We start from the raw sequence: 25,753 nt of genomic DNA on the forward strand, positions 1-25,753 counted from the left end.
TTATTTACTTATTAATAATATTACTAAGATAAAAAAGTATATTATTAGTAAAACAAGATTATCTACTTTACATAGGGGTTTTTATTCTTTTTCAAAAGCAATCTAACTGGTACACCTTCAACAAAGAAGTTTTTTCTAAGACCATTAGTCAAATAACGTTTATAACTCTCATCAACACTTTCCGGGACGTTGCATACCAAAGAAAAAGCTGGAGGTTTGGTGCCAATTTGAGCAATATACTTCATTTTAATTGCTCTACCTTTTATAAGTGGGTGAGAATGTTTTTCCACGGCATCTATTAGCCAATTATTCAGTTTTGCAGTGCTGATCTTCTTGTTTAAGGATTCACTCACTTCAAGACACTTATCTATCACATCACCACAGCGCATACCTTTCAATGCAGAAATTGTTACAGTTGGCACTTCCAAAAATAACCGAGTCACTTCCTGTTGTTTGACAAATTTTATTAACTTACTTCTGTCATCCTTACCTATTAAATCCCACTTATTTAAAACAATGATAATTCCCTTCCCCCCTTTAATTGCAGCTTCAGCAATTGATAAATCCTGCTGCTCAATGCCAAGCAAGGAATCTAACATTAAAATCACTACATGAGAGCGCTTTATTGACTCTATACTTTTTTCAACAAATCTTGATTCTAAGTTATCAACAACATTTGCCTTTCTGCGGATTCCCGCAGTGTCGATGAGAGTGATTAATTTCCCATTATGGTCGTATGAAATATCCACAGAGTCACGCGTGGTACCGGGTTCTGAGCTTACTATTAGTCTATTTTCTGCAAGTAAACTGTTTAAAAAAGTTGATTTTCCAACGTTTGGGCGACCGATGATTGCAATCCTCAGTCTAATGGACTCACTTTCAGGCAGCTCAGTGCCTTCGCTAAGACCTTCAATAACACTAGCTAATGCATCATAAAGATCAATCATACCAAGATTATGTTCGGCTGAGATGTACACCGGACCTATGAAGTTGAAGAACTGCAAATAATCAACGTTTTCCGATTTATGACTTTCGCATTTGTTTGCTATTAGTATTACAGGTTTGTTCGTTTTTCTCTTCAGCCACTTTGCAAACTCTTTGTTCTGCTCATTTTGCACTCTTGCATCAACAAGAAAAAAAATTACATCTGCGCTTAATAAAGAAAGCTCTATTTGTTCAATAACTTGTAGTGAAAAACTGGTTTGGTCATTCCATCCTCCTGTATCTATAACTTTAAACTCTAAATCACTAATTCTTCCAATTCCTTCACGCCTATCTCTCGTTACTCCTGGAATGTCACTAACCACCGCTGCTTTTCTTCTCACCAACCTATTAAAAAGAGTTGACTTGCCTGCATTTGGAAGGCCTATTATGACTATTTTCAGCATAGTTTAAGAGCGTATTTTATAAATAGTAAATTATAATCAAAATTTTTTAGTTTAACTATTGACTTGATAGATTATATACCTATCCTAAAATTAGGATATTTTATCTTAAGTTTATTATGTAGAATTGGAGGCGCTATGCATAATGCAAATGAAACTTTAATAATGAATTTCGATCAAGTTGCTCAATTAACTCCTAGAATTTATAAATTAGGGACACCTTATAACAACAGGACACGTATATATGAGTATATAACTTTGGCTAAAGCATTGGAAAATCTCAATGATCCATCCCGTTCACATGCAAATAAGGAGCTTTTTTTTGAGTGACAATGATGAAGAAACTAAGAAATTTCTGAGTGTAATTCGAAAAGGAATTGCTGAATATACAGGTAATGATTCTATAGATGTGAGGTTGAGAGGAAAAGAAGATAAATCATTTACTGCATGGGTATCGTTAAAAGAAGGCAGAGGTGAGTTAAAATTTGATAACTCATTTCCTGGTAAAGCCTTAAAGGATAGTAATCCAAAAATTGAAGCTTTTACATTGGTATCTCCAGAAGATAAAAGGTTGGTGCGTGTTTCACAAAGTGATGATGGTGTAAGGCTTTATCAAATACTAAATGAGTCTTGTATAATTAAATTTAACTGGAAAGTGGGTGATAGAGATTGCAGTATTGCTTTAAATATTAGTGGAAATGGTAACGTATTTTGTACTGATTTAAGTGATAATATAAGTCCTGAGGACTTCGAGGAAAACAAAGCTGTAAAAATAAAAATTGGCTATTATGAGAATAAGAAGATGGATAAATATAATGACATGACTCTAGCAAAATTGGTCTCATTGGCTTCAAACTTACAAGGAATTGAAAGAGAAGTTATAACAATTAATCCATCAACAGGTGTAACAAGTGCAAGTGCACAGAATGTTAGTGAGTCTCAGCATTCTCAAAATATTAAATAGAAATTGCTAGCGCATTAATTATCGTACACATACACCGTTGCATGCAGTAACGGTGTATGTGTATAATCAATAGGATTTGTAAGCTCAATAAAGTTTACAACCAATTTGAAAGTTATTTTACTACATGCAAGACTCTGAAATACTAGAAACTCTAAAGATCAAAACATTAGAAGCCGAAAAAGGAGGAGGTCCTGATAGGGTTAATAAGCAACATGAAAAAGGAAAGCTAACCGCTAGAGAAAGGCTGAGTATATTGCTCGATGAAAATTCATTTCAAGAGTATGATAAGTTTGTGAAGCATCACGCAACTGATTTTGGCATGCAAAATGCTGATTTTTTAGGTGATGGAGTTGTAATTGGCCATGGTACTATTTATGGCAGAAAAGTTTTTGTTTATTCTCAGGATTTCACTGTCTTTGGTGGATCACTTGGTGCATCACATGCAAAAAAAATATGCAAAATTATGGATATGGCAATTAATGCCAGGATTCCAATTATCGGACTAAACGACTCTGGTGGAGCTAGAATTCAAGAGGGAGTAAATTCCCTTGCTGGTTACGGAGAAATTTTTCAAAGGAATGTAAATGCATCAGGCGTTATACCACAAATCTCTCTAATCATGGGTCCATGTGCTGGTGGGGCAGTTTATTCTCCAGCACTGACTGATTTTACTTTCATGGTAAAAAATAGCTCATACATGTTTATAACCGGACCAGATGTAGTGAAAAAAGTTACATATGAGAACGTAAGCCACGAAGATCTCGGTGGAGCAAAAATTCATACAAGCAAAACAGGAGTAGCAGATTTTGCGTTCAATAACGATGTTGAAATGCTGCTGAAAATCCGTGAATTCCTTACCTTTTTGCCAGCAAACAATCAAGAGTTGACAAAACCTGTAACAATCTGTGACTTAATTGATGATGTTGATGAATCTTTGAACACTCTAGTCCCTACCAATCCTAACACTCCTTATGATATATATGAACTTATTGAAAAGGTGTGTGATGAAAGGAAATTTTTTGAACTAAAGCCCGATTTTGCTCGTAACATCATAATTGGCTTTGGCAGAATTGGAGGAAATACTATTGGTGTTGTTGCAAATCAACCTATGCACCTTGCAGGATGCTTGGATATTGACTCTTCAAGAAAAGCTGCGAGGTTTGTAAGATTTTGTGACGCGTTTAACATTCCCATCATCACACTTATTGATGTTCCAGGTTTCCTGCCAGGTACAAATCAAGAATACAATAATATAATACAACACGGAGCGAAACTGCTTTACGCTTACGCTGAAGCGACCGTGCCGAAAATTAGCCTTATCACTAGAAAAGCGTATGGTGGTGCATATATTGTTATGAACTCAAAGCATTTAAAAGGTGATATAAATTATGCTTGGCCAACCGCTGAAATAGCTGTAATGGGACCTGAAAGTGCAGTTGAAATTATATTTAGGCATAAAAAAGACCAGCAAACATTAATCAAAGAATATAAAGAGAAATTTGCTAATCCATTTTTTGCTGCATCACATGGATATATTGATGATATAATAGTGCCAAGTAAAACAAGGTATCACCTTCACAAAGCACTAGAACTACTTAAAAACAAGAAAGTAGAAAGAATATGGAAGAAGCATGATAATCTTCCTTTGTAACTTTCCTCTCAGTCTTTATTGTAAGGTCTACAGTGCCGTTACACCAAGACTAGCGCTTGGATTACCAATAACGCTAACTTTTGGGTTCTTTTTTCTACAATGTATTCTTACTTTAGCTAAAAATTACTTCCGCATATTTTAAGTCTGATTATAATGACAATTAGAGATACTTTTAGAGCTCAAAAATTTATCTTTGTCTGCAGACTTTTTTTATTAAACTCATAAAAAAATGTAGCGTATCCTCTTCAGCTTATGTGGGTGCATACACACATACTTAATTTCTGTCGTATGTGCACTGCATTTTTTTCTAATCTTTTTTTTCACAGGGGGATTTTATGTTCAGAATTCCAGATACTTGACCTTTACTTTAGCTAATAAAAACCAACTGGTACCTGCGGTTTTTATAGCCTCAAAATTTCAATCAAAATTCAACTATCATTCAAAGAAACTTATAGTTATTCTTAGTGTTATTACTATAGTAACAGCGCTATGATGATAAGAATATGGAATCCTTTATAACTTTCTTCTCAGTCTTTATTATAAGGTGTTCAATAATATGGGAAGAGTAAAGTTTTAAAGAGATAATTAAAATTATCCTTATCACCTACTTAGCAATAAAATTGTAATAGTTTAGACTTGATCTGACAGGCAAACAAAGTAAGATAAAAATATAGACAAGTTTTAAAGGAGTGTCAGATATGAATACAACACAAGAAAAAATACTAAAACCAAAGTTGGGATTGCTAGAACTTGCAAAGCAATTAGGAAATGTATCACAGGCGTGTAAAGTAATGGGATATTCAAGGGATACATTTTACCGCTTCAAAGAACTGTATGAAACAGGAGGAGAAGAGGCTTTACACGAGATAAGCAAAAGCAAGCCATTGTATGCAAATAGAGTGTCGGAGGATATAGAAAAAGCAGTAGTTGAAATAGCAATAGAGTTTCCAGCATACGGACAAGAAAGAGCAGCAAACGAACTGAAAAAGAGAGGAATTCTCATCTCTGCAAGTGGAATAAGATCAGTGTGGCAAAGAAACGATCTTGAAAATTTTAAAAAGAGGTTAAAGGCATTAGAAGCAAAAGTAGCTCAGGATGGTATCATTTTAACAGAAGAACAGATAACAGCTCTAGAAAAGGCTAAGGAAGAAAAAGAGGCCCATGGAGAAATTGAAACAGAGCATCCAGGATACTTAGGTAGCCAAGACAGTTATTATGTTGGTAATATCAAAGGTATTGGACGAAGGGAACGTTCAAAAAAGTGTGTCAAACCGTATTTTTAATTCAACTCAATTTTTAATCTATCAGGAAAAAAGATATCAAGTTGAGATATAGTTAAAGCCCAATTAGGTAAAGCCATAGCCCATTTTTGCTCTACTTTTTTTATAGCACAATATACCTGTTTATACAAGGCATTTGTATTAGTAAATGAGCCTTTGGTTTTAGTAAATTTTCTAATCTGTCTGTGCAGTCCCTCAATAGGATTAGTGGTATAAATTAGCCTCCTAACAGGACCTGAATACTTAAAATAACTGGACAAATTTTCCCAATTATTCTGCCAAGATTTTATGACTAATGGATACTTTTCGCCCCATTTTTCCTCCAGTTCAAGCAAATAATTTTCGGCAATTTCTTTACTTGAAGCACGATATATTTTTTTCAAATCATTCATGAAAACTTTTACATCTTTGCTAGATACATATTTCAGTGAATTCCTTATCTGATGCACTATACATAGTTGTACTTCTGCTTTAGGAAATATACTATTTATAGCTGTAGAAAAGCTTTTTAGCCCATCAATGCAGGCAATTAGAATATCTTCTACTCCTCTTTCTTTGAGGTCATTTAGCACTCCCAACCAGAAATTAGCTCCCTCACTTTCAGCCAAATAAAAACCTAATACTTCTTTTCTGCCATTTTGATCTATGCCTAATATGTTATACATACACTTGCTTACACAATGTCCATCCTCCTTAACCTTAAAAAACATGCCATCCATGAACACTATTGGATATACTGATTGCAGTGGACGGCTGCGCCATTCATTGATTATTGGTAGCAGTTTATCAGTAATACTGGATATCTCTGCTGCTGATATTTTGTGGTCATATATTTCCTCAACGTGTGAAGCTATGTCTCTGTATCCCATGCCACTGGCGTATGTACTTAATACCTTTGCTTCAAGTTCTGGATGTAGGCTTGTTTGCCTTTTTCTAACTATTTGTGGTTCAAAACTTCCCTCCCTATCTCTTGGTGTTAGCAGCTCAAATGAGCCTCCACTCGTGCGTAAAGTTTTTGCGTTTCTCCCATTTCTTCGGTTATTTTCTTCACTTTTAGCTGACATGTGGTTTTCTATTTCACCTTCCAGACTTGCCTCTAGCAACCTTTTTATAAACGGTGTTAATGCTCCATCTTTTCCTGTCAATGGTTTTCCTTCTCGTATAGATGACAGGATATTTGTTTCTAATTCTTTATAATCTACCAACCCATTAGTTCTATTTGCTTGACTCATATCAAACCTCCATTTTTTATATCAATTTATTACTTTACTTCTCGGTTTGACACACTTTTTTGAACGTTCCCGGTATTATTGAATAGTGATACTGAAAAAGCAGCTTAATGGTAGTGTATAAAAGGTATTTACTAGACATTTTTCTATAATCTAATTAGCATCTAGAGGGTTGACTTTATGAATATCGTCCTCTAAACTGCCGTTACCAAGGTTCGAACTTGGGACCTCGTCATTACCAATGACGTACTCTACCACCTGAGCTACAACGGCAAGTTCACGTATTATGATAATGAATAACATAAAAAAAAATAAGGAAAAAGAAGAAGAGAGAAAAAGATTGGCAAAAGCTTTAAAGCAAAATATTCTAAAAAGAAAAAAACAGCAACAGAGTAGACAAAGCAGACCCCTTTCAAAATTTGTTTGTGGTGAGGAATTTTTAGGAGAAAGCGCCGCAGAATACCCAAACATATTTGAGGAAGCTTTAACGACAAAATTACCATCAGAAACTTAAGTTTTTAAGGAGGTATCATGCCAGAGCTGCCAGAAGTGGAAGTCATCTCTAACTTCTTATTTGATAAAATCAAAAATAAGAAAATAAGCAATGTGACAGTCAATAATTGTAATTTGCGTGTACCAATAACAAAAAATATTGATGATTTGCTAAAGGGCAAAGTTATAAATGATATCAAGCGTAGAGGTAAATATATAATCTCGAATATAGATGTTAGTATGGCTGTAATCATACACCTCGGCATGAGCGGAAAGCTTATATATGCTGAAGACAATCAAGCACAGAACAAACATGATCATGTGATATTCTTATTTTCTGACAACACTTCACTAATCTTTAATGACCCAAGAAGGTTTGGATTAGTGATTGTTTTAAACAGAGAGCAAGAACTAAATTTTTTTAATAACCTAGGAATAGAACCCCTCACAGATGAATTTGACGGACATTATTTACAGAAGTTGCTAAAGAACAGAAAAGCAAATATCAAATCAGTATTAATGAATAATAAGCTAATAGTTGGCGTAGGTAACATATATGCTTCTGAGAGCTTATTTAGAGCTCGCATATCACCACTTAGGCTAGCGCAAGATTTAACATATATAGAGTGCGAAAAACTTGCTATCGAAATAAAAAATACTCTGAGTGATGCAATTGCTGCTGGTGGTTCAACACTGAAAGATTATGCACAACCATCTGGATCTGCTGGATACTTTCAAAATAACTTTTACGTATATGGTAAAGTGCAAAAACCTTGCAGAATCTGCAACAATATCATAACACTTATACGACAAAATGGTCGTAGCACTTATTTTTGCAATGCATGTCAGAATTAAATTTTATTTTTGCATATGACACTCTTACCTGAAAAAGATCCTTTTGATTTGTTTTCAAAGTGGTATCAAGAAGTACTTAATTTTCCGTGTAAAGAGTCAACTGCAATGACGCTAGCAACGTGTAGCAAAGACTGCATTCCATCTGCAAGAGTGGTATTACTAAAGGAATATAGTAAGGAAGGTTTTGTGTTCTTTACTAACGTAAACAGTAGAAAAGGAAAAGAATTGACTGAGAACCCCAAAGCTGCACTCGTATTTCATTGGACAGAATTTTCTAGACAAGTACGAATTGAAGGAGAAGTTAGGCTTCTAAGCGGCAAAAAGGCTGACGAATATTTCTCTTCTCGAGCACGCGATAGTCAAATTAGCGCGTGGTGCTCAAAACAATCAAGAGTTCTGAAAAATTGGCAAGATTTTGAGCAGGCTATAGAATTGAAAGAGAAAGAATTTTACAATACACAAGTTTCTCGTCCTGACTTTTGGGTGGGATTTTGCGTAATCCCAAAGGTAATTGAATTTTGGCAAGAAGGTGAATATAGGAGACACACTAGATTTAGATATACTCTTGTTGAGAAAAGCAATTGGAAAGTGGAACAATTATATCCCTAACGTTAGAGAAAGCTACTCTGCAGATCAAAGATAAGGATTTATTGTCATAACAGGACCTGATCAAGTAACTTTTTATGGTTTAAAAACTTGTTGTATGTAACGTATTGTAATACTTACGCAAAATATTTGTATCCGTTCAGAGGTGTGGTTTAAGAAACAACAGCTAGCAGGTTTTGAAAAGGGTTTAATTCCTTTTGTTTCCAAGTCAGATACAACGAAATTATCCGCTCAAGAAATCTATTCCCTCGCTCTGACTGTGCAAAATATGAATTCTTACGATAGACAACATAATGCCGTATCTGTCGCTCAACATGGTTATTCGTTAATGGAATATTCTCTGGGTCATCCAAAAATGTCCACATCATTGACTCGGATTTTATAATACCCTTTACCGTTCGTGAAGCTCCTTTTGCTTCAAGTATATAAGATATTTTTATCATGCAGTACTGTATGTATCTTCGTAATTCTTTAGCTTGCTTAGTGAACTTTGAAATACTAATTTCATTTTCTGACAAAGCGTTTTTTAATACAAACAATCCATTAGCTGCGTCTTTTAAACAATGGCCAAGTCTCATTACTTCACTATTCCAACTATGAGATAACCTCTCGAAATTTCTCAATAAGTGAGCCCAACAAATTTGTCGTTTTTCATCACTGAAGTGGTTGTAAACTGCATATCTGTCAGTAATTACCAGGTTTTTGTAATCACAAAATGCACTATTCTTTAAAAATTTCATTCCTCTTGTATCTGCTAACTTCATAAGACTTGCTTTATTGTTGGCAAACATCCAGCACCATCCCAATTTGCCTTTGTTGTAGTGACTGGTTTCATCAATATGCAAAATTTCGCTTGCTTTTATTTCTTCCTCTATTTGTTCATAGGCTTCTTTACATTTTGACGAAACCCTTGCTTCACTATTGGACACACTACCAACACTTATACTCATGTTAAAGATGTCTTTCATAATATTCGCTATTTCTCGCTTTGAATTCTTATAAAACCCACTTAGTGATGCAACTACTGACTTAACTCTAGGACCAAAGGTATCCGGTGTAACTCCTTCTGGTAATTTGCTACTCCTTCTTTTTCCGCATTTACGACAGCGACCATGTTCTAATTGATACTCAACTACGTAAGGCTTAATTTCTGGTAAATCAACTTTTTGATAGACATATGGTTTTTCCGATATTGCGATTTCTTCACCACACTCGCATCTATTTGGTAACTCTACCTTCACCACCTCATCTGCTTCCATTTTAGCTCGGCAATTCCCCTTATGTCCAACTTGACCACCTATCTTCCTGCCGCCCTCTGACTTATCTTCTGGTGTGTCTTTTTTTATTTTGTACAGCTCTTTTGAACTTGGTAAAGATGAATTCCTTGAGTTTAAGCCGAGTCTCTCTCTTAGTTCAGCATTCTCTATTTCTAAGATTTTATTTTTTTCTTCAATCTTTGCTACTTTCTGCTCTAAGTTTTTACATAACTCTACAATACTGATCAACAATTGAAGCATCTAGCCTTACTTTACTATCAACATTTTGTGTTATTACTACTTTAATATATTATGTCAATTGTTTTTTATTCTTGCCACACCTCTGAACGGATACGCTGGAATCTAGTTCATATTATATATTTATCTGATAAGTTCCATGTATGTGTAATTTATTTAAATTGACTTCTTATCATATAATTAAATACATTATTGAAAATTAAAGGTAAGGTTATGGCAATGGAAATTTCAAATTGGCACGAATTATTGAGTTTAGTTAATGTTGACAAAGATTTAAGCAAAGATAACGTAATTGAAAAAATACAAAATGAGCTGAAAAGATATTCAAAGGAATATGAAGAGTGGGAAAAGTCTGGCTTTGATATAAATTATGTGTTTAAAGATGGTGAAAAAGCGACTCTTTTGCACTTGGTGGCTTCCTTTAACCTAGAAAATATAGCGAAGGCTCTCATGGAAAAAAGGGCAAATGTTAATGAAAAAGATGTAAAAGGAGATACTCCTTTACATAATACTACTTATCTTGATAGTATAAACATAGCAAACGCTCTCATAGAAAAAGGTGCAGATGTTAATGCAATAAATATATGGAGAAGGACTCCTTTACACTATGCTGCTTTATTTCGCAGTATGGCCATAATAGATGCTCTTGTAGAAAGAGGTGTCAATGTTAATGCAGTAGATATGTGGGGAGAGACTCCTTTATACTATCTTAATTGTCAAGCAATCAAGAAAGGGTGGATTGCCGGTGGAGTAACTGCATTATTAGGTACTGCTATATCTATAGCACTTTTTACAGCCGGAGCAATTACAGCTGAGTTAATACCTATAGTGATAGCAGTAGTTGCAATTACAGCAACAGCACTAATAGTTGGCAATGCTATATATAAATTGTCAAAGCCTGATACTCAAGTTGATAAACCAATCTCAGCAAATCGACAGCAAGAAACTGCTAGCGATAGTAGGGTTGCCTAGCGATTCTGCCACAGTGTCAGCTGCTTCAATGATATCCATTTGTTCCTATAATTGTCTTTTCTTGGCTACCTTATTTTGCTATTCTGCTGAACAGAGACAAATTTACTTTCTTACTTCACTCACTAAAATTTTAATATGGCGTTTCTTTCCTGCAGATAATTTTATAAATGGCTGACCTTTAAAGCTTTCAGATTTTATTGTATAGTTAACATCGTTTATAGTATTATCATTAACTTTGCATCCATTGCCTTGTATTAAACGCTTTGCCGCACCTTTTGAAGGTTCAAAACCGGTGTCATACAGCAGGTCTATCAAGGGTATACCATTTGCAATTTGTTCTTTTGTAATAGTGTAACCAGAAAGCAATGAACTGTCTTCATTTTCAAAAGCAGAGATTGCAGCAGATCGTGCAAGTTCGGCTTCTTTGCAACCGTGACATATTTTCGTCACTTCTGTTGCCAAAACCTTTTTTGCTTCGTTTGTTTCTTGATCCTTCAAGGACTCTAGTTTTTTTATTTCATCAATTGATAAGTCGGTGAAAAGTCTCAAAAAACGGCCAACATCTCGATCATCAACATTGCGAAAATATTGCCAGTAGTCATAAGGATTTAGCATACTTCCATCAAGCCATATAGCTCCACTTTCAGTTTTGCCCATCTTTTTTCCTTGTGCATTTAGTAAAAGAGGCGTGGTAAGACCAAACAGCTCAGATAAATTCAACTTTTTGCCAAGTTCAATTCCATTTACTATATTTCCCCATTGGTCTGATCCTCCAATCTGGAGACGACAGCCATACTTTTTATTCAACTCGACAAAATCATAGGCTTGTAACAACATGTAGTTAAACTCGAGAAAGCTTAGATTTTGCTCCCTATCTAGCCTAATTTTCACACTATCAAAGCCTAACATGCGATTTACAGAAAAATGTGCACCTATATCACGCAAAAAATCTATGTATTTTATGTTATCTAGCCAATCTGAGTTATTTACTACCACTGCGCCAGTCTTTCCATCATCGAAAGATATCATTTTCTCGAGAGTTTTCTTTATAACTAGTATATTTTGTTTGATATCTTCTATCGGCAAGAAGCTTCTTGCTTTGTCTTTGCCAGAAGGGTCACCAATTTTTGTTGTACCACCTCCAAGTAGAACTATTGGTTTATAACCAAATTTTTGTAGGTGGCGGAGCATCATAATTTGAATGAGACTACCAATATGCAGACTTGGTGCAGTGCAATCAAACCCAATGTATGCAATTATATAATTATCTTGTGATAATAGCTGGTCTAACCCTTCAATGTTTGTACATTGATATAGGTATCCTCTTTCTTGAATGAAATTTAAAAACTCGGATTTATGTTTCATAATATGTTATTTTGTGTGTAAACGGTGTTGTTAACGATGGTGTCATTCCAGTGCTTGACGCTGGAATCCAGTTTATTATGAAATTTCATCAAAAATGTTGTATAGTGTGCTCGTTTATGATTAAGTTTTCTAGATTCCAGTGTCAAGCACTGGAATGACACCACCAACTTCATAAGGGTTGCCTTCAAAATTACAACATTTGAGCAAGTGTATACCAGCTACCTGGATAATCAATTCCATAACTCTTCTATCTTATAATATTCTCTTACTTCTGGCCTGAATAGGTGAACCATTATACCTTGAAAATTCACAATCACCCAGTTACCTTCATCCATACCTTCTACATCTATTTTATCATATTGCTTGAGATTTTTCATCACGTGCTCAGCTAATGCTTTTACATGGCGGCTCGAATCACCGGATGCAATGATCATATATTTTGCAATGACAGTTTTATTCTGCACATCAAAAGTAACTATATCTTGACCTTTGTTTTGATCTATTATATCTACAATCTTACTTTTTATTGATTCTGTGTTATTGTATACCTTAGACATTGTTTTTAATTCATTTTACTAAAGTGGTGAACAAGAAGCAACCTTTTTGCCATAGCTACTTACCTTTACGTCGATAAGTTCCGTCTTAGGCCAATCTATAGTATGCAGTAATATTTCACAAAAGTTCAATTCTCTTAATTTACTAGCTATTTCCTTACTGCTGCACCCAGGATATTCTTTTTTTAAAGCTTTTGGCAAATCAGCTGTTTCAATATTTTCAATATTCTGTAGAATTTCTTCAATTATACTAGCTATTAAATCTTTGGCATGTTCTTTAAGCTGACACAATGAATTACTATCCTTCTTGATTAAAGCAATTTTTGCACCTGTTGCAATTATAGCTGACCAAAGCACTATATCATATATTTTATCGCTACAACATTCAAACTTTACAAGAAAACGGTAATCATACTTTTCATTGTCTAACCAAGGATTGTAATTTATACCATATAATTGATAGTATAAATGATATATCTCTTCTATTAAAGTAGAATATTCCACTATCTCAGATGGATAATCATCGTCAACTTTTAGATTAAATTTCTCATGAAGAACTTTCACTTCACTTATAAAGTATCTAATTTTCTCTTCCTTTTTTTTCAAGCAAACAAAAGTGTCCATATCGCTTTTATTGTGCTGAAAAGTAGAGCTTGCTATACTGCCGAATATAAATGCAAATACTAGATTATCCTTAAATGTTTCTTTTGTTAATTTAATAAATTCTGCTGATATTTTACGTCTTGTTTCTTGTAAATTTTTTTTGTTAATGACCTCCTGTACTTGCTCTGATTCAACTCTATGCACCAAGTCATTTATTTTAATCTCTTTTATAAAAATTTCATATATTACCTCTGGAATTAATATAGGAATTGCAATGCTTTCAAATTTTTTGTCTTCTCTTTTACGTATTATAGAAGATGCACCCTTACTGTATCCACCATAAGGTACAGTTCCATTATCTATTATAATGTCGTGTATAATCTTATTATTTAGAACTATTCCCACTTTACCTTTTGCACTACCATTTTCCCTCACTAAATTATTATCATCTCTAGATTCAATATATGGACTTGTTCCAAACAAAGAAACATACATCTTATTTTGTATGTACACTCCATTTTTATCCTCAAAATAGAGTTGTAATTGCTCATCGTCCTGATACGTATAAAGGAATAAAACTGGACCAAATACTTCCTTATAATTTAAGTTTCCAGATTCAATACCTGATAGAACAATCGTTGGATGCACAATTGTACTTTGCATATCCACTCTTCCACCTAGAATTATTTTACTTTTATTACTTTCAATTACGCTGTGCAATCTTTCTAATTCTTCTTTTCTATGTATCCTGCCTAATATTGTATCTGGATCAGAATGGTCTCCCACTTTTAAGCTAGAAACTTTTTCCTTTAGCTTTTCTATGAATTTATTTCTTATTTCTTTATGAACAAAAACTGCATCAGGACCTGCACAATCTTGACCACTATTGAAGAACCTTGAGTATACAAGGCCTTTTATAGCTTTGTCAACATCAGCATCTTCAGTAACTACAATCGGATTATGACCAGACCCGTTATTTATCATCAATGCATTAAGTTTCATGCATTTTTTAATTTTATTTTTTGTCTCATTACGACCTGTAAAAATAATTAAATCTGACCGACTAACATGATTTTGTAGAAATTCATCCCTACTTCCTGAAAAAATTTCTATATTAGGACAAATATCCTTTAACCTTAATATGTTAAATAATTCTTCTATAGCACATTTCTCTATTAATGCGGTATTAGGGCGTAAAACCACACTTCTGGAAACAAAGCTGGGCATTATTACGAACAGCAATAATGAATACAATGGCAAATTTGAAGGTAAGAAAACAGTAATGTCAATATCTGCTTGATTTTTTAGATATTTTTTGATTGTGCGAATATTTTCCAGCGTATATACACAGCGATCAATTTCATACTGTGTTACGCTGACGGGTTGGTATGAAATAAGTAAATCTTTAATATCTTTGCCTTTTTTACTATCTGTAAGAATTTGTCTTAATTCATCGTATTTCTTATAAATCTCTTGCTCTTCTTGATTTCCATAAAATATACTCATCGATACCTCTAGCTTATTTACAATTTCATGATATTGTAAACATTAAGAAATTATAATTCAAATTTAAAGACACACATTATTATGAATACTACTCTTATTTACTTAATCGGATTTCCAGGTAGTGGCAAACTTACGATTGCAAAAGAGCTGTGTAATATTATTGATGGGGTGATAGTAGACAATAACCTGTTTAATAATATTATATTTGATATGATTGACTTCAGAAATGCTGAGGTTACAAGTGAAATATGGGAAAAAATTTTTGTGATTAGAGAGAATATGTTAGCAATATTGGAAAAATACCATATAGAATCAAAGCATTATATATTTACAAACGAATTGATAAAAGGTGATTCCTATGATCAAAGAGTATACAACTCAGTGGTGAATTTAAGTAAAAAAATGAATGTGGAGATTCTCCCTGTGGTGTTATATTGTAATAGTGGAGAACTAGTAAAGCGCGTTCAATTAAAGGAAAGAGAGCAGGAGAGAAAAATTACTGATTCAGATTTTGCTATGAGAAGAATTAAAGGAAAGAAACTATTTGTGCCTCAAGGTTCACTTGAAATTGATAACTCAAACCTAAGCGCGAAGGAAGTTGCAAAAAAAATTGTTGAAAGAATGAATGGTAAAAAAGTAGTTGAAACTTCTATGATAGATAATTTAGTAACAGAGAATATTTGTGGTTAGCCAGGAGAAAGAGTATCGCCCTTGTGTTGGCATAATGCTATTTAACAAACAGGGGAATATTTTTATTGGAAAACGCTTTGATAGTGACTCTTATTGGCAGATGCCGCAAGGGGGAGTTGACGATGGTGAAGAGCTAGAGCAGGCAGCGCTACGTGAGCTATTGGAAGAAGTTGGTACTGATAAAGCAGAAATTGTGGCTAAAAATAAAGAGTGGATACACTATAACTTACCTGAGGAAGTTATACCAACATGCTGGAATGGGAGATATTCTGGCCAAAAGCAAAGATGGTTCTTAATGAAATTTTGTGGGGAGGATAAGGATATTAATATTAACTATACTGATCATCCAGAGTTCAAAGAGTGGCGTTGGCAAAATGTGGATGATTTGGTAGCCAGTGCCATACCGTTCAAAAAAGAAGTTTATAAAAAAGTGATAGAAGAGTTTTCTTCTATCATAAAAGGATCTATTTATGATAGTTGATTCTCATTGTCATCTAATTTATTTTTCTGATGATGAAATACCAAAGGTAATTTCAAGAGCAGAGCAAAATGGTGTGAGAATTTTGCATAACATATGTATAAGCATTAATGATATCCCTAAATTATTAAAAATCTCTTCATCCTATGATCAAGTCTACTGCTCCGTTGGTATACATCCGCTTGATACTACTGTGGAAAAAGGTGAGTGTATAAATGCTGATGAATTGATTGAATTTACTAAGGGTCAAAAGGTAATTAGTATCGGTGAAACTGGATTAGATTTTTATAAATCTGATAACAAAAGCAATCAAAAAAAAAGTTTTGCATCACACATAGAAGCGGCAAAAGTAACAGGATTACCTTTAGTTATTCATACTAGAAGTGCTGATAGTGAGATGATTGATATGTTAAATTCAGAAATGAAGAAGGACGCTTTTAGTGGAGTAATGCATTGCTTTGCTTCTTCTAAAGAGCTTGCTTATAAGGCTATGGACTTGGGATTATACATTTCATTTTCTGGAATTATTACTTTTAAAAATGCAAACTTACTAAGAGAAATTGCACAAAATGTGCCACGTGAGCGTGTTTTAGTTGAAACTGATGCACCTTATCTATCTCCTGAGCCTTACAGAGGAAGAAAAAATGAACCGGCAATGGTGAAATACGTTGTGAATTGTTTAGCGAAATTATGGAATGAATCGCCAGAAGAAGTAGCAAAAATAACTACAAATAATTTTTTTAGACTGTTTTCGAAGCTTGAGCTCAAAGAAATTCTATAGGGCAATTAATTTAGCTGACAGAGCTCTTTTACTGCACTTACAGATTTATAAAACATCTCTTGTTCACTATCGTTCATTTTAACTTCTAGAACTTTCTCAACTCCATTTTTGCCAATAATAGTAGGAACACCAATGAATAAGTCTTTCACACCATATTCACCATTAAGATAAGCAGCGCATGGTAATATACGCCTTTTATCTTTTAAGTATGATTCTAGCATGCTTATGGCTGAAGATGCAGGAGCATAGTATGCAGATCCAGATTTAAGTAGATCAACTATTTCTTTTCCACCATTACGAGTGCGCTCAACTATTTCATCAACTTTTCCTCGCGTAATCAAACCCATCTCAATGATTTGGGTAAGTGGAATGCCAGCAATTGAAGCATAATTGATTAGTGGTACCATAGTGTCACCATGTCCTCCAAGCACAAAAGCAGATACATCTTCGACAGAAATATTTAACTCACTTGCAAGAAAATAACGAAAACGAGCAGAGTCAAGCACTCCTGCCATACCAACAATCATATTAGTTGGCAGACTCGAAGATTTGTGCACCACTGAAACCATAGCATCTAAAGGATTGGTAACCACTATTACAAATGCGTTTGGAGAATGTTTTTTAATATTTTCCCCAACCTCTTTCATTACTGCAGCATTAGTTTGCAGAAGGTCATCTCTGCTCATTCCAGGTTTTCTGGCAATTCCAGCAGTTATTATAATTGCGTCAGAGTTTTTTATATCTTCATACCTATTTGTACCAGTAATATTGACATTAGATCGATCAATAGGAGATGATTCTGTAATGTCAAGCGCTTTACCTTGTGGTATTCCATCGCTTACATCAAGCAAAATAACATCTCCTAGCTCTCTTAGTGCAATCATATGGGCAAGAGTCCCACCGATATTTCCTGCACCAATCAAAGATATTTTTTTTCTTTGTGCTGTCATTTTCTACTCCTTTATATTTACTTTTGTGGCTTTACTACCTTCCCAAGGGGATAAGCTGTCAAACATACGAAAATCTTGCGGTAAGTCTATAGGATTATATACAACCTTTTTTGCCTCTATATCGTATCTTACTTCCTCGTAGCCAGTGAGAGGAAAATCTTTTAACATTGGATGACCTTTGAATCCATAATCCGTTAAAATCCTACGTAAATCTGGGTGATTAGAAAACTCTATTCCATACATATCAAATACTTCACGCTCAAACCACGAAGCTGCGTTAAATATCTTTGCTGCACTTAGAGGTATATCACCTTCACATAACTGAAGCTTTATGTGCACTCTGATATTGTGCACAAGGCTGAGCAAATTGTATATTAGCTCGAAACGTTTTTTTCTATCTGGGTAGTCAACTCCAAAAACGTCAACTAATAATTCAAGCCTACACTTTTCATCATCACGTAGAAAGAGTAAGTGATTTTCAATGTCATTCAAAGCTGAATATATTACAATAGTGCCATCATTTTTCTGAATACATTCACATTTAGTCTTTTTTTGTATGTATTTTGCAGTTTTATCCATGCTATATATTCTTAGTTCGTTTTATTTTATTTTGTAGACATAGCATTCCATATAGTAACGCCTCAGCAGTTGGAGGGCATCCAGGAACATATACATCAACTGGTACAATTCTGTCGCAACCACGGACTACTGAGTAAGAATAATGATAATAGCCACCGCCATTTGCACAACTTCCCATAGAAACGACGTATTTGGGGTCCGCCATTTGATCATAAACTTTACGCAATGCTGCTGCCATTTTATTAGTTAACGTGCCAGCAACAATCATAACATCTGCTTGCCTTGGGCTTGCACGAAAGATTATGCCATATCTATCAAGATCATAACGACTGGATGCAGTGTGCATCATCTCTACTGCGCAACATGCAAGACCAAATGTCATTGGCCACAATGAACCAGACCTTGCCCAGTTCATTATATAATCTATTAAATCGCCAAATTTAGTGATAAGAAAACCTTCTTTTTTGTAACGATTCCAGTCGCCATTAGATAAATTTACTTCCATTCCAACGCACCTTTACACCACTCATAAATAAAGCCTATAGTAAGTATTGCAAGGAATATCATCATAGACCAAAATCCGCAATAGCTTATTTTAGATAAAGAAACGGCCCAAGGGAAAAGAAAAGCAATTTCTAAATCGAATATTATGAACAATATTGCAACTAAGTAAAATTTTATGTCGAAACTTTTTCTGGCTCTTGATAAAGGATTAAAGCCACACTCATATGTAGAAAGCTTTTCACCATCTGGGTTACTGACTGCAAGAAACATAGGTAATACACCTAAAGTAAAGGATACTACAATTGATACACAGATAAAAATTAATATGGTTAAATATTCACTCATTTAAAAAACATATAACACTATGAATTTACATGCTTTCCTAATCTTTTACCACCTAAAATATGTATGTGAAAGTGCGGTATAACTTGCTCTCCATCTTTACCGTGATTAGTAACTAATCTATATCCTGTTTTTTCTAAGTTATATTTATGTGCTATTTCTCTAACAGTTTTAAAAAAACTTACTATTTCCTCTTCGGAAGCTTTCAGAACAAAATCATCATATGAAACGTATTGAGCTTTTGGTATAACTAGAATATGAACTGGTGCATCAGGATACTTATCACGAAAAGCTAGCACATTTTCATTTTTGTGTATTTCCTCATAAGACAACTCACCTCTTAATATCTTAGCAAAGATATTATTGTCATCATAAGCTGTACTAACCATACTTTATTAAATTCCTGGTCCTCTTCTATTTTGCTTATGATTTGGTGTAGAAGGTGGGCTTATTGCTGCTTCGCTAGAAGCATCTTCAAGACTTGAAACGTCTTTTAGCTGTATATCTTGTCCACGTAAAACTGACCCATAGTCCATTTGGTGTCTTTTTGAAAACGTTTCTATTCTATTTGCCCTTCTTGCAGCAATAACTTCTGGTTGTAAATGATACATATCTCCAGGAATAGTTAGGCTATGATACCTTTCCTCTATTTTAACTTCTTTCATAACACTCTCCATAATTTATTTCCCCCTACCTCTTATGCTTTCGCAACTTTCAAAATCTTGTTTAATAGCTTTTTGCCAATTATTTAGAATTTTCTCTGATGACTTTTCTTTATCCGTGGGACTTACAACTTCCTTTGACTGCTGCTTTTTACTATCGTATCCACTATACAACTTTTCTGCAATATCATACAGCAACTTTCGGTCTGTGTGAACTTTAAACTCTCCACCAGTAATTTTTGCCAAATTTTTGAGATCACAATCAATTTTATTATAAATTCCTTCAAGAGCGTACTTTTTCATTACTTTTTCATCTATACCTGGATTTTTATCTTTTATTTCTTTGATAATCTTTTCAACATCAACTTCAATTACAATTTTGTTTTCTTCTCTAAAAATAGTTATATTTGGCAGATCTTTCCTTATTTTATCTAACTTCTCTGGACTCAAGTAAGGTATATCCCCCGTTAAAGTTCTTGACGCTAAAAAACTTACCTTACCTTTTTCTTGTTTTGTTATTTGTATACCAAGGTACTTACTAGCTTCTGTGGTTTTTATAGGTGGGTCATATTTCTCTTCTTCTTTAGGTACATCACTCACAGCCTTTTTTAATGAAACTTTAGCATCATGCTTCATTTCATCAATTGAAGCAAACGGTTTCTTTATAGGATAAATAAGTGCTTTAGGCACAAGAAAAAACACGCCTTTTATCCTAGCCAAAATAGACTTTTTATTTAACTCATCTTTTGCCATACATACCTCCAAGTCACTTTCTACAATCAGATAGTAAAATACACCCAATTATAGACGAAAATATTTAAGCTTGTATATTTATTATAAGATGAAATTATAGAGATAGCAATCATTATTTGTACATTACCAAAGTATGTAGTATTTTTGCTGCTTTTCTTGTTCAAATTACCTTTAAAGATAAATTATGTTAAAATGGAACGCAAATAATATTATCGATGCTACTGGCGGAAGAGGGGATGGTGTTTGTAATTCGGTGTATAGCTCAAATATTTCAACGGATACAAGAAGCATAAAAAAAGGTGATTTATTTATTGCTCTCAAGGGAAAGAAATTTGATGGGCATGATTTTCTACATGAAGCATTTTTAAAAGGAGCTGTTGCTGCGGTAGTAAGCGAAGATAAATATAGAAATTTTCCTCTAATTATTGTGCAAGATACTCTAAAAGCTTTGCATAATATGGCATCATATTACATTAGAAATATTCTTGTTAATGCTAAAGTTATCACAATTACAGGTAGTGTTGGGAAAACCACTACAAAAGATATGCTTAACACTGTTTTGTTGCATTATGGAGTATCTCATGTAAATGAAGGTAACTTGAATAATAATATAGGATTGCCTTTTACGATTCTAAAAGCGCCAGAAGACTGCCAGTATTTAATCCTTGAAATAGGAATGAGTAGAGCTGGTGAAATAAAAGAGTTATCGGAGATTAGCAATCCGGATATTGCAGTTATTACCAACATTGAACCTGCGCATGTTGAAAATTTTTCATCTCTACTTGATATTGCGCAAGCGAAATTAGAAATTCTACATGGTATGAAAAATAATGGTACTTTGGTTTTGAATAAGGATAATGAACATTATGATTATCTCTTATCAAATGCTAACAGAAATGTAGTAAGCTTTGGTAAGAATGAAAGTGCTACTGTTTGTTTGTTAGACCTAATAAGAGACGATAACGGTCTAAATTTAAAAATCAAACTGAACAGTGGTCAAATTATGAACTGTAATTTACCTGTAAAAGGCGAACATTTTGCATACTCTGCATTAGTTGTTACAGCAGTTTTGCAAAGTCTCGAACTTGATTTATCTAAATTACCACTAGCACTTGAGAATTTTACTGTAACAGAAGGTAGAGGTAATGTTCATCAAGCTAAATACAATGGAAAATTAGTACATTTGATTAACGACTCCTATAATGCTAACCCTACTTCAATGAAGGCTGCAATAAGAACTTTAGGTACATATTCTAATTTAAGAAAAGTGGCACTACTTGGCGATATGTTAGGACTTGGTAATGAAAGCATAGTATTTCATACAGAATTGCTTGACTCTATAGTAGAACAAAATGTGAATAAAGTTCATACAGTTGGTAAATTTATGTTAGAATTGAATAAACTTTTACCGGAGAATATAAAAGGCATGCATTTCGATGATTCTAACCAATTGAAAAGTAATTTAGCTAATATTGTTCAAGGTAATGATGTAATTTTAGTTAAAGGTTCTCATGGAATGAGAATGGACCTTATAGTGCAGGAATTCACAATAGAATATTAAATAAAACTATTGTATTAATTTAAAGTTAAGTTATTGGAAGTTTTAACTGTGATAAAACGTATAGTTATTTTTGGTGGAACGGGATTTATAGGAAAACACATCGTAAGACGCTTGGCAGCGGCGGGGTATTTAATAAGAATATTTACTCGTGATCAGGAAAAAGCTGCTTGTCTGAAGTTATGTGGAAATTTAGGACAAATATCAATAATTGAAGGAGATTTTTTTAATGAAAAATCAATTTTAGAAAGTATGGAGGGGTGTGATGTTGTTATAAATTTAGTAGGAATATTATATGAAAAAAGAAAATACGATTTCTATGACGTTCATGTTGGAGTAGCTGAAAGAATAGCAAAAGCTGCGCAAATAAAAAGTGTATACATGATGATACATTTTTCTGCCATGGGAATAGAAAATAGTAAGCTGTCAAGATACGCCCACAGTAAATTAGAAGGTGAAAAAGCTGTAACTTCAGCATTTCAGGGAGCAATAATAATTAAGCCAAGTCTTGTATTCGGTAAAGAAGATAGTTTCTTCAATAAATTTGCAAGATTAGCAACAATTCTTCCTTTTTTGCCGTTAATCGGTAGTGGAATAACGAAGTTTCAGCCGATATGTGTAACAAACTTAGCTGAAGTGGTATACCGTATTATCAGCTTTAATAAGCAAGATAAAAAAATTTATAATATAGGTGGACCAAAAGTTTACTCTTTTAAAAGCTTATTAAAGTTTATTCTGAATGTGACTAACAGAAAGTGTCTACTGATCAATGTACCTTTTCCAATGGCAAGATTGATAGCCTTTTTCTTAGAAAGTAAAGTTGTTTCTGTGCTGTTAAAACCTATAACCGGAGATGCAAGCCCTATACTTACTCGAGATCAGGTGAAAGTTATGATGAGTAGTTCAATCGAAAAGTCAGATGATCTCGGAACAATGAAAATTAGACCACTAGCAATTGAAAATGTGGTACCAGAATACTTGAAAATTTATAGAAAGCATTGATAGAAGAATGTGCCCGGTAGGATTCGAACCTACGACCCACAGCTTAGAAGGCTGTTGCTCTATCCAACTGAGCTACGGGCACACATCATATATAAAATGCTTCTTAGTACACGTGAAGTCAAGTATTTCTTGTGAATATAATGTTTGTGATAATATCTCAAAACTTTGTCAGTACAGCATGTAACGATAAAACTGAGAAAAAAGAAGCGTGGGTAATAGGAAGTCTAATAGCGCAGTAACACAGAACCCCAGGTCAGGCCTGCACCTATTGAAATCAGCAGTACCAGATTTCCTGATTTTATTTTTGATTCTTGTATTGCATAGTCTAAGGCCAGTGGAATTGATGCTGCTGAGGTGTTTGCATGCTTATCAACGGTATTAATCACTTTCTCTATAGGAAAATCTAATTTCTTTACTACTGCTTCAATAATACGAATGTTTGCTTGATGGGGAATTAACCAGTCAATATCAGTAATCTTCAAACTATTGCATTTTAGAGTTTCCTCTACTGAGGCTGTTAATTTCTCTACTGCATGTTTAAACACTTCTCTTCCATTCATAAGTATCTTTCCAGAATCACGAGTAGAGGATATTCCTCCGTTTGTACATAATAAGTCCACATTGCCATCAGAGTGTAAGTTTGTTGATATAATGCTACTGCTACTCATTTCTGATTTCATTATCACTGCACCAGCACCATCACCAAAGAGTACACAAGTTGACCTATCTTCCCAATCAACAATCCTAGACATTATTTCAGCACCAATAACAAGCGCGTATTTAATTCTATCGTTAGACTTTATAAGTGAATCAGCAACTGTAACTGCATATATAAAACCAGAGCATGCCGCCTGTACATCAAAAGCAAATGCGTTTTTACACTTTAATTTACTTTGTATAATCGTTGCACAGCTAGGAAAAGTTTTGTCAGGTGTTGTTGTTGCAACTATGATCAAACCAATTTCATCTATTGAAATTTTCGCTTTTTCTATAGCATTTTTTGCTGCATTAACAGCTAGATCTGACGTTAATTCTTCTTCATCTGCTATATGTCTTTGAACTATTCCTGTTCTTTGCCTTATCCATTCATCGTTTGTTTCAACTATCGATGCAATTTCGTTATTACTCAAAATTTTTTTTGGTAGGTAAGAACCAGTGCTTAATATGAAACTTTTATTCAATATGACTTACCCCGTTAATTATCTTCTGGTTTAAATTTTGACTGATTGCATTTACTGCAAATTTCATAGCGTGAGCAAAAGAAATAGCATCAGAATTTCCGTGGCTCTTTATAATGATACCATTTAGCCCTAAAAACATAGCTCCACTTCTAATTTTAGGATTAAAACGTTCTAATGCTTTATTTAGCTTGGGTTTCAACAATATGCCGACAAGCATTTTTGTCATCCATGAATTAAATACTTCCTGTTTTATTAGACTGATAAAAGTACCAGCAGTTGCCTCAGCTGTCTTGAGCATTACATTACCAACAAAACCATCAGCAACAATTACGTCTATATTACCATCTAAAAATTCACTTGCCTCTATATATCCTTTGAAGTTAATACTTGGAGCATTTTTGAGTAACTCAAAAGCTCCTCTTACTGAGTCAGTACCTTTCACTTCTTCTGTACCAATGTTTAGCAAAGCAACTTCAGGATTTTCAACTTTTAATGCTATTTTTGCAAATATACTCCCCATTAATGCAAATTGAAATAATGAGTCAGTATTACAGTCAACATTTGCACCAAGATCAAGCAATGCAAAGCTTTTTGTCTTAGTTGGACAGACAGATGCAATAGCAGGACGATAGATATTGGGTAATGTTCCTAAAATAAATCTGGAGATAGCCATCAATGCTCCAGTGTTGCCTGAAGACACCATCCCAAAAGCTTTACCTTTTTTCACTGCTTCAACAGCTGCCTTCATACTTGAATCTTTGCGATGTCTAAGTGCAAAAGAGGGTTTATCATTTGGGAGAACATTATCAGAGCAATGGGTAAATTCGGAGTTATCGCTTACTTTTTTGTATTTTGAAAGCAAAGGAGATATTTCTTTCTGATCTCCATAAATATGAAAAAAAACTTCAACACCTGGGTCAACAAGATTATCCAAGAAAAAACTAGCACCCTGAATTACGGAGAGAGGTGCAAAATCCCCTCCCATAGCATCAAGTGCGATAACTATGTTGTTGTTGACCGTGGGTAACATATCATGAGTTACTCCGCCTTTTGTTTAATGAAAACACGTTTTCCTTTGTAACTATTGTCAACTGCTATGTTGTGAGGCAACATGAATTCTCCAGTTGTTGCACATACCACAATATTCTTAGGCTTAATAGCATGATGAGAACGATGCATATTACGCCTTGACTTTGACTTTTTTCTCTTTGGAACTGCCAAAACTTACTCCAATTCAACTATATAACACAATTTATTAGTAGCATGTTTTTTACAAGAAGTAAATAGCGAAATAAGT

Annotated in this window: 28 protein-coding genes, 2 tRNA genes and 1 pseudogene; 13 read left to right on the forward strand and 18 right to left on the reverse strand. The window is 34.1% G+C overall.

Features of this window, described 5'->3' with window-relative positions; genetic code table 11:
- Positions 1-62: 62 nt before the first annotated feature.
- Positions 63-1,388 carry a ribosome biogenesis GTPase Der gene (gene der / locus OM962_RS03335; RefSeq protein ID WP_264330803.1) on the reverse strand — a complete coding sequence of 442 codons (1,326 nt, stop codon included), beginning with the start codon at positions 1,386-1,388 and terminating at the stop codon, positions 63-65.
- 135 nt (positions 1,389-1,523) lie between these two features.
- Here der and OM962_RS03340 point away from each other — a divergent pair, with 135 nt between their 5' ends.
- The 4 genes and pseudogenes from OM962_RS03340 to OM962_RS03355 form a co-directional block, all read left to right on the forward strand.
- The gene (locus OM962_RS03340) at positions 1,524-1,715 is read left to right on the forward strand and encodes a hypothetical protein (protein ID WP_264330804.1); all 192 of its coding nucleotides are present in this window, start codon (positions 1,524-1,526) and stop codon (positions 1,713-1,715) included.
- On the forward strand, positions 1,708-2,349 hold the full coding sequence (locus OM962_RS03345) for a hypothetical protein (protein WP_264330805.1): 642 nt from the start codon (positions 1,708-1,710) through the stop codon (positions 2,347-2,349). Before OM962_RS03340 ends, OM962_RS03345 begins: the two co-directional genes overlap by 8 nt.
- 124 nt (positions 2,350-2,473) lie before the next feature.
- The gene (locus OM962_RS03350; RefSeq protein WP_264330806.1) at positions 2,474-4,000 is read left to right on the forward strand and encodes an acyl-CoA carboxylase subunit beta; all 1,527 of its coding nucleotides are present in this window, start codon (positions 2,474-2,476) and stop codon (positions 3,998-4,000) included.
- Between the two features lie 698 nt (positions 4,001-4,698).
- Positions 4,699-5,244 (forward strand): annotated as a pseudogene (locus OM962_RS03355) (helix-turn-helix domain-containing protein); the annotation flags it as partial.
- Positions 5,245-5,279: 35 nt separating this feature from the next.
- Here OM962_RS03355 and OM962_RS03360 read toward each other — a convergent pair.
- Both OM962_RS03360 and OM962_RS03365 read right to left on the reverse strand, forming a co-directional pair.
- Entirely contained in the window at positions 5,280-6,512 is a 1,233-nt protein-coding gene (locus tag OM962_RS03360) for an IS256 family transposase (RefSeq protein ID WP_264330447.1), read from the reverse strand.
- Positions 6,513-6,709: 197 nt separating this feature from the next.
- A tRNA-Thr gene (locus OM962_RS03365) sits at positions 6,710-6,782 on the reverse strand.
- Positions 6,783-6,801: 19 nt separating this feature from the next.
- On the opposite strand from OM962_RS03365, the gene OM962_RS03370 reads away from it, so the two are divergent.
- From OM962_RS03370 to pdxH, 3 genes are read left to right on the forward strand one after another with little or no spacing between them, the layout of a single operon-like run.
- Positions 6,802-7,023 (forward strand): hypothetical protein, encoded by a 222-nt coding sequence (locus OM962_RS03370; RefSeq protein WP_264330807.1) that lies wholly within the window; start codon positions 6,802-6,804, stop codon positions 7,021-7,023.
- Positions 7,024-7,040: 17 nt separating this feature from the next.
- On the forward strand, positions 7,041-7,856 hold the full coding sequence (gene mutM / locus OM962_RS03375) for a bifunctional DNA-formamidopyrimidine glycosylase/DNA-(apurinic or apyrimidinic site) lyase (protein WP_264330808.1): 816 nt from the start codon (positions 7,041-7,043) through the stop codon (positions 7,854-7,856).
- Between the two features lie 15 nt (positions 7,857-7,871).
- On the forward strand, positions 7,872-8,465 hold the full coding sequence (gene pdxH, locus OM962_RS03380; RefSeq protein ID WP_264330809.1) for a pyridoxamine 5'-phosphate oxidase: 594 nt from the start codon (positions 7,872-7,874) through the stop codon (positions 8,463-8,465).
- Positions 8,466-8,614: 149 nt separating this feature from the next.
- On the opposite strand, the gene tnpC is transcribed toward pdxH, so the two are convergent.
- The gene (tnpC, locus tag OM962_RS03385; protein ID WP_264330459.1) at positions 8,615-9,967 is read right to left on the reverse strand and encodes an IS66 family transposase; all 1,353 of its coding nucleotides are present in this window, start codon (positions 9,965-9,967) and stop codon (positions 8,615-8,617) included.
- A 228-nt stretch (positions 9,968-10,195) separates the two neighbouring features.
- On the opposite strand from tnpC, the gene OM962_RS03390 reads away from it, so the two are divergent.
- A complete protein-coding gene (locus OM962_RS03390) occupies positions 10,196-10,948 on the forward strand; it encodes an ankyrin repeat domain-containing protein (RefSeq protein ID WP_319606752.1) in 753 nt (250 codons plus the stop codon).
- Between the two features lie 102 nt (positions 10,949-11,050).
- On the opposite strand, the gene tyrS is transcribed toward OM962_RS03390, so the two are convergent.
- From tyrS to OM962_RS03405, 3 genes are all read right to left on the reverse strand, one after another.
- Positions 11,051-12,313: a tyrosine--tRNA ligase gene (gene tyrS, locus OM962_RS03395; RefSeq protein WP_264330811.1), complete on the reverse strand. Its 1,263-nt coding sequence runs from the start codon at positions 12,311-12,313 to the stop codon at positions 11,051-11,053.
- A gap of 230 nt (positions 12,314-12,543) precedes the next feature.
- Positions 12,544-12,870 carry a ribosome silencing factor gene (gene rsfS / locus OM962_RS03400; RefSeq protein WP_006014384.1) on the reverse strand — a complete coding sequence of 109 codons (327 nt, stop codon included), beginning with the start codon at positions 12,868-12,870 and terminating at the stop codon, positions 12,544-12,546.
- 18 nt (positions 12,871-12,888) lie between these two features.
- Entirely contained in the window at positions 12,889-14,976 is a 2,088-nt protein-coding gene (locus OM962_RS03405; RefSeq protein WP_264330812.1) for an aldehyde dehydrogenase family protein, read from the reverse strand.
- A gap of 168 nt (positions 14,977-15,144) precedes the next feature.
- Here OM962_RS03405 and OM962_RS03410 point away from each other — a divergent pair, with 168 nt between their 5' ends.
- Genes OM962_RS03410 through OM962_RS03420 form a run of 3 tightly spaced genes read left to right on the forward strand, consistent with a single transcriptional unit; the run spans position 15,145 to position 16,925 of the window.
- Positions 15,145-15,666 (forward strand): hypothetical protein, encoded by a 522-nt coding sequence (locus OM962_RS03410; RefSeq protein WP_405196972.1) that lies wholly within the window; start codon positions 15,145-15,147, stop codon positions 15,664-15,666.
- Positions 15,659-16,147 (forward strand): RNA pyrophosphohydrolase, encoded by a 489-nt coding sequence (locus OM962_RS03415; protein ID WP_264330814.1) that lies wholly within the window; start codon positions 15,659-15,661, stop codon positions 16,145-16,147. Before OM962_RS03410 ends, OM962_RS03415 begins: the two co-directional genes overlap by 8 nt.
- Positions 16,137-16,925 (forward strand): TatD family hydrolase, encoded by a 789-nt coding sequence (locus OM962_RS03420; protein ID WP_264330815.1) that lies wholly within the window; start codon positions 16,137-16,139, stop codon positions 16,923-16,925. Before OM962_RS03415 ends, OM962_RS03420 begins: the two co-directional genes overlap by 11 nt.
- A 5-nt stretch (positions 16,926-16,930) precedes the next feature.
- Here the strand turns inward: OM962_RS03420 and mdh are convergent, their stop codons facing one another.
- From mdh to OM962_RS03455, 7 genes are read right to left on the reverse strand one after another with little or no spacing between them, the layout of a single operon-like run.
- A complete protein-coding gene (mdh, locus tag OM962_RS03425) occupies positions 16,931-17,875 on the reverse strand; it encodes a malate dehydrogenase (RefSeq protein WP_264330816.1) in 945 nt (314 codons plus the stop codon).
- 3 nt (positions 17,876-17,878) lie between these two features.
- Positions 17,879-18,454 (reverse strand): NADH-quinone oxidoreductase subunit C, encoded by a 576-nt coding sequence (locus OM962_RS03430; protein WP_214249946.1) that lies wholly within the window; start codon positions 18,452-18,454, stop codon positions 17,879-17,881.
- A gap of 1 nt (position 18,455) precedes the next feature.
- Complete coding sequence (locus OM962_RS03435; protein ID WP_264330817.1) at positions 18,456-18,959, reverse strand: NuoB/complex I 20 kDa subunit family protein; 504 nt, start codon at positions 18,957-18,959, stop codon at positions 18,456-18,458.
- Complete coding sequence (locus tag OM962_RS03440) at positions 18,950-19,303, reverse strand: NADH-quinone oxidoreductase subunit A (RefSeq protein WP_006014410.1); 354 nt, start codon at positions 19,301-19,303, stop codon at positions 18,950-18,952. Before OM962_RS03440 ends, OM962_RS03435 begins: the two co-directional genes overlap by 10 nt.
- A gap of 17 nt (positions 19,304-19,320) precedes the next feature.
- Positions 19,321-19,689, reverse strand: coding sequence for an HIT domain-containing protein (locus OM962_RS03445; protein WP_264330818.1), 369 nt, complete (start codon positions 19,687-19,689; stop codon positions 19,321-19,323).
- A 6-nt stretch (positions 19,690-19,695) separates the two neighbouring features.
- The gene (locus tag OM962_RS03450; protein ID WP_319606744.1) at positions 19,696-19,977 is read right to left on the reverse strand and encodes a hypothetical protein; all 282 of its coding nucleotides are present in this window, start codon (positions 19,975-19,977) and stop codon (positions 19,696-19,698) included.
- A gap of 3 nt (positions 19,978-19,980) precedes the next feature.
- On the reverse strand, positions 19,981-20,715 hold the full coding sequence (locus tag OM962_RS03455; protein WP_264330820.1) for a hypothetical protein: 735 nt from the start codon (positions 20,713-20,715) through the stop codon (positions 19,981-19,983).
- Between the two features lie 184 nt (positions 20,716-20,899).
- On the opposite strand from OM962_RS03455, the gene OM962_RS03460 reads away from it, so the two are divergent.
- Positions 20,900-22,276: a UDP-N-acetylmuramoyl-tripeptide--D-alanyl-D-alanine ligase gene (locus OM962_RS03460; protein WP_264330821.1), complete on the forward strand. Its 1,377-nt coding sequence runs from the start codon at positions 20,900-20,902 to the stop codon at positions 22,274-22,276.
- A 48-nt stretch (positions 22,277-22,324) separates the two neighbouring features.
- Entirely contained in the window at positions 22,325-23,275 is a 951-nt protein-coding gene (locus OM962_RS03465; RefSeq protein ID WP_176691187.1) for a complex I NDUFA9 subunit family protein, read from the forward strand.
- A gap of 8 nt (positions 23,276-23,283) precedes the next feature.
- Here OM962_RS03465 and OM962_RS03470 read toward each other — a convergent pair.
- The 4 genes from OM962_RS03470 to rpmF form a co-directional block, all read right to left on the reverse strand.
- A tRNA-Arg gene (locus OM962_RS03470) sits at positions 23,284-23,357 on the reverse strand.
- A gap of 142 nt (positions 23,358-23,499) precedes the next feature.
- Positions 23,500-24,456 (reverse strand): beta-ketoacyl-ACP synthase III, encoded by a 957-nt coding sequence (locus OM962_RS03475; protein ID WP_264330822.1) that lies wholly within the window; start codon positions 24,454-24,456, stop codon positions 23,500-23,502.
- Positions 24,449-25,486 (reverse strand): phosphate acyltransferase PlsX, encoded by a 1,038-nt coding sequence (gene plsX, locus OM962_RS03480; RefSeq protein ID WP_264330823.1) that lies wholly within the window; start codon positions 25,484-25,486, stop codon positions 24,449-24,451. Before plsX ends, OM962_RS03475 begins: the two co-directional genes overlap by 8 nt.
- An 8-nt stretch (positions 25,487-25,494) precedes the next feature.
- Positions 25,495-25,677 carry a 50S ribosomal protein L32 gene (gene rpmF / locus OM962_RS03485; RefSeq protein WP_006014434.1) on the reverse strand — a complete coding sequence of 61 codons (183 nt, stop codon included), beginning with the start codon at positions 25,675-25,677 and terminating at the stop codon, positions 25,495-25,497.
- Between the last annotated feature and the right edge of the window lie 76 nt (positions 25,678-25,753).

Source organism: Wolbachia endosymbiont (group B) of Erebia ligea (assembly GCF_947179575.1).
Taxonomy (GTDB): Bacteria; Pseudomonadota; Alphaproteobacteria; order Rickettsiales; family Anaplasmataceae; genus Wolbachia; species Wolbachia pipientis_C.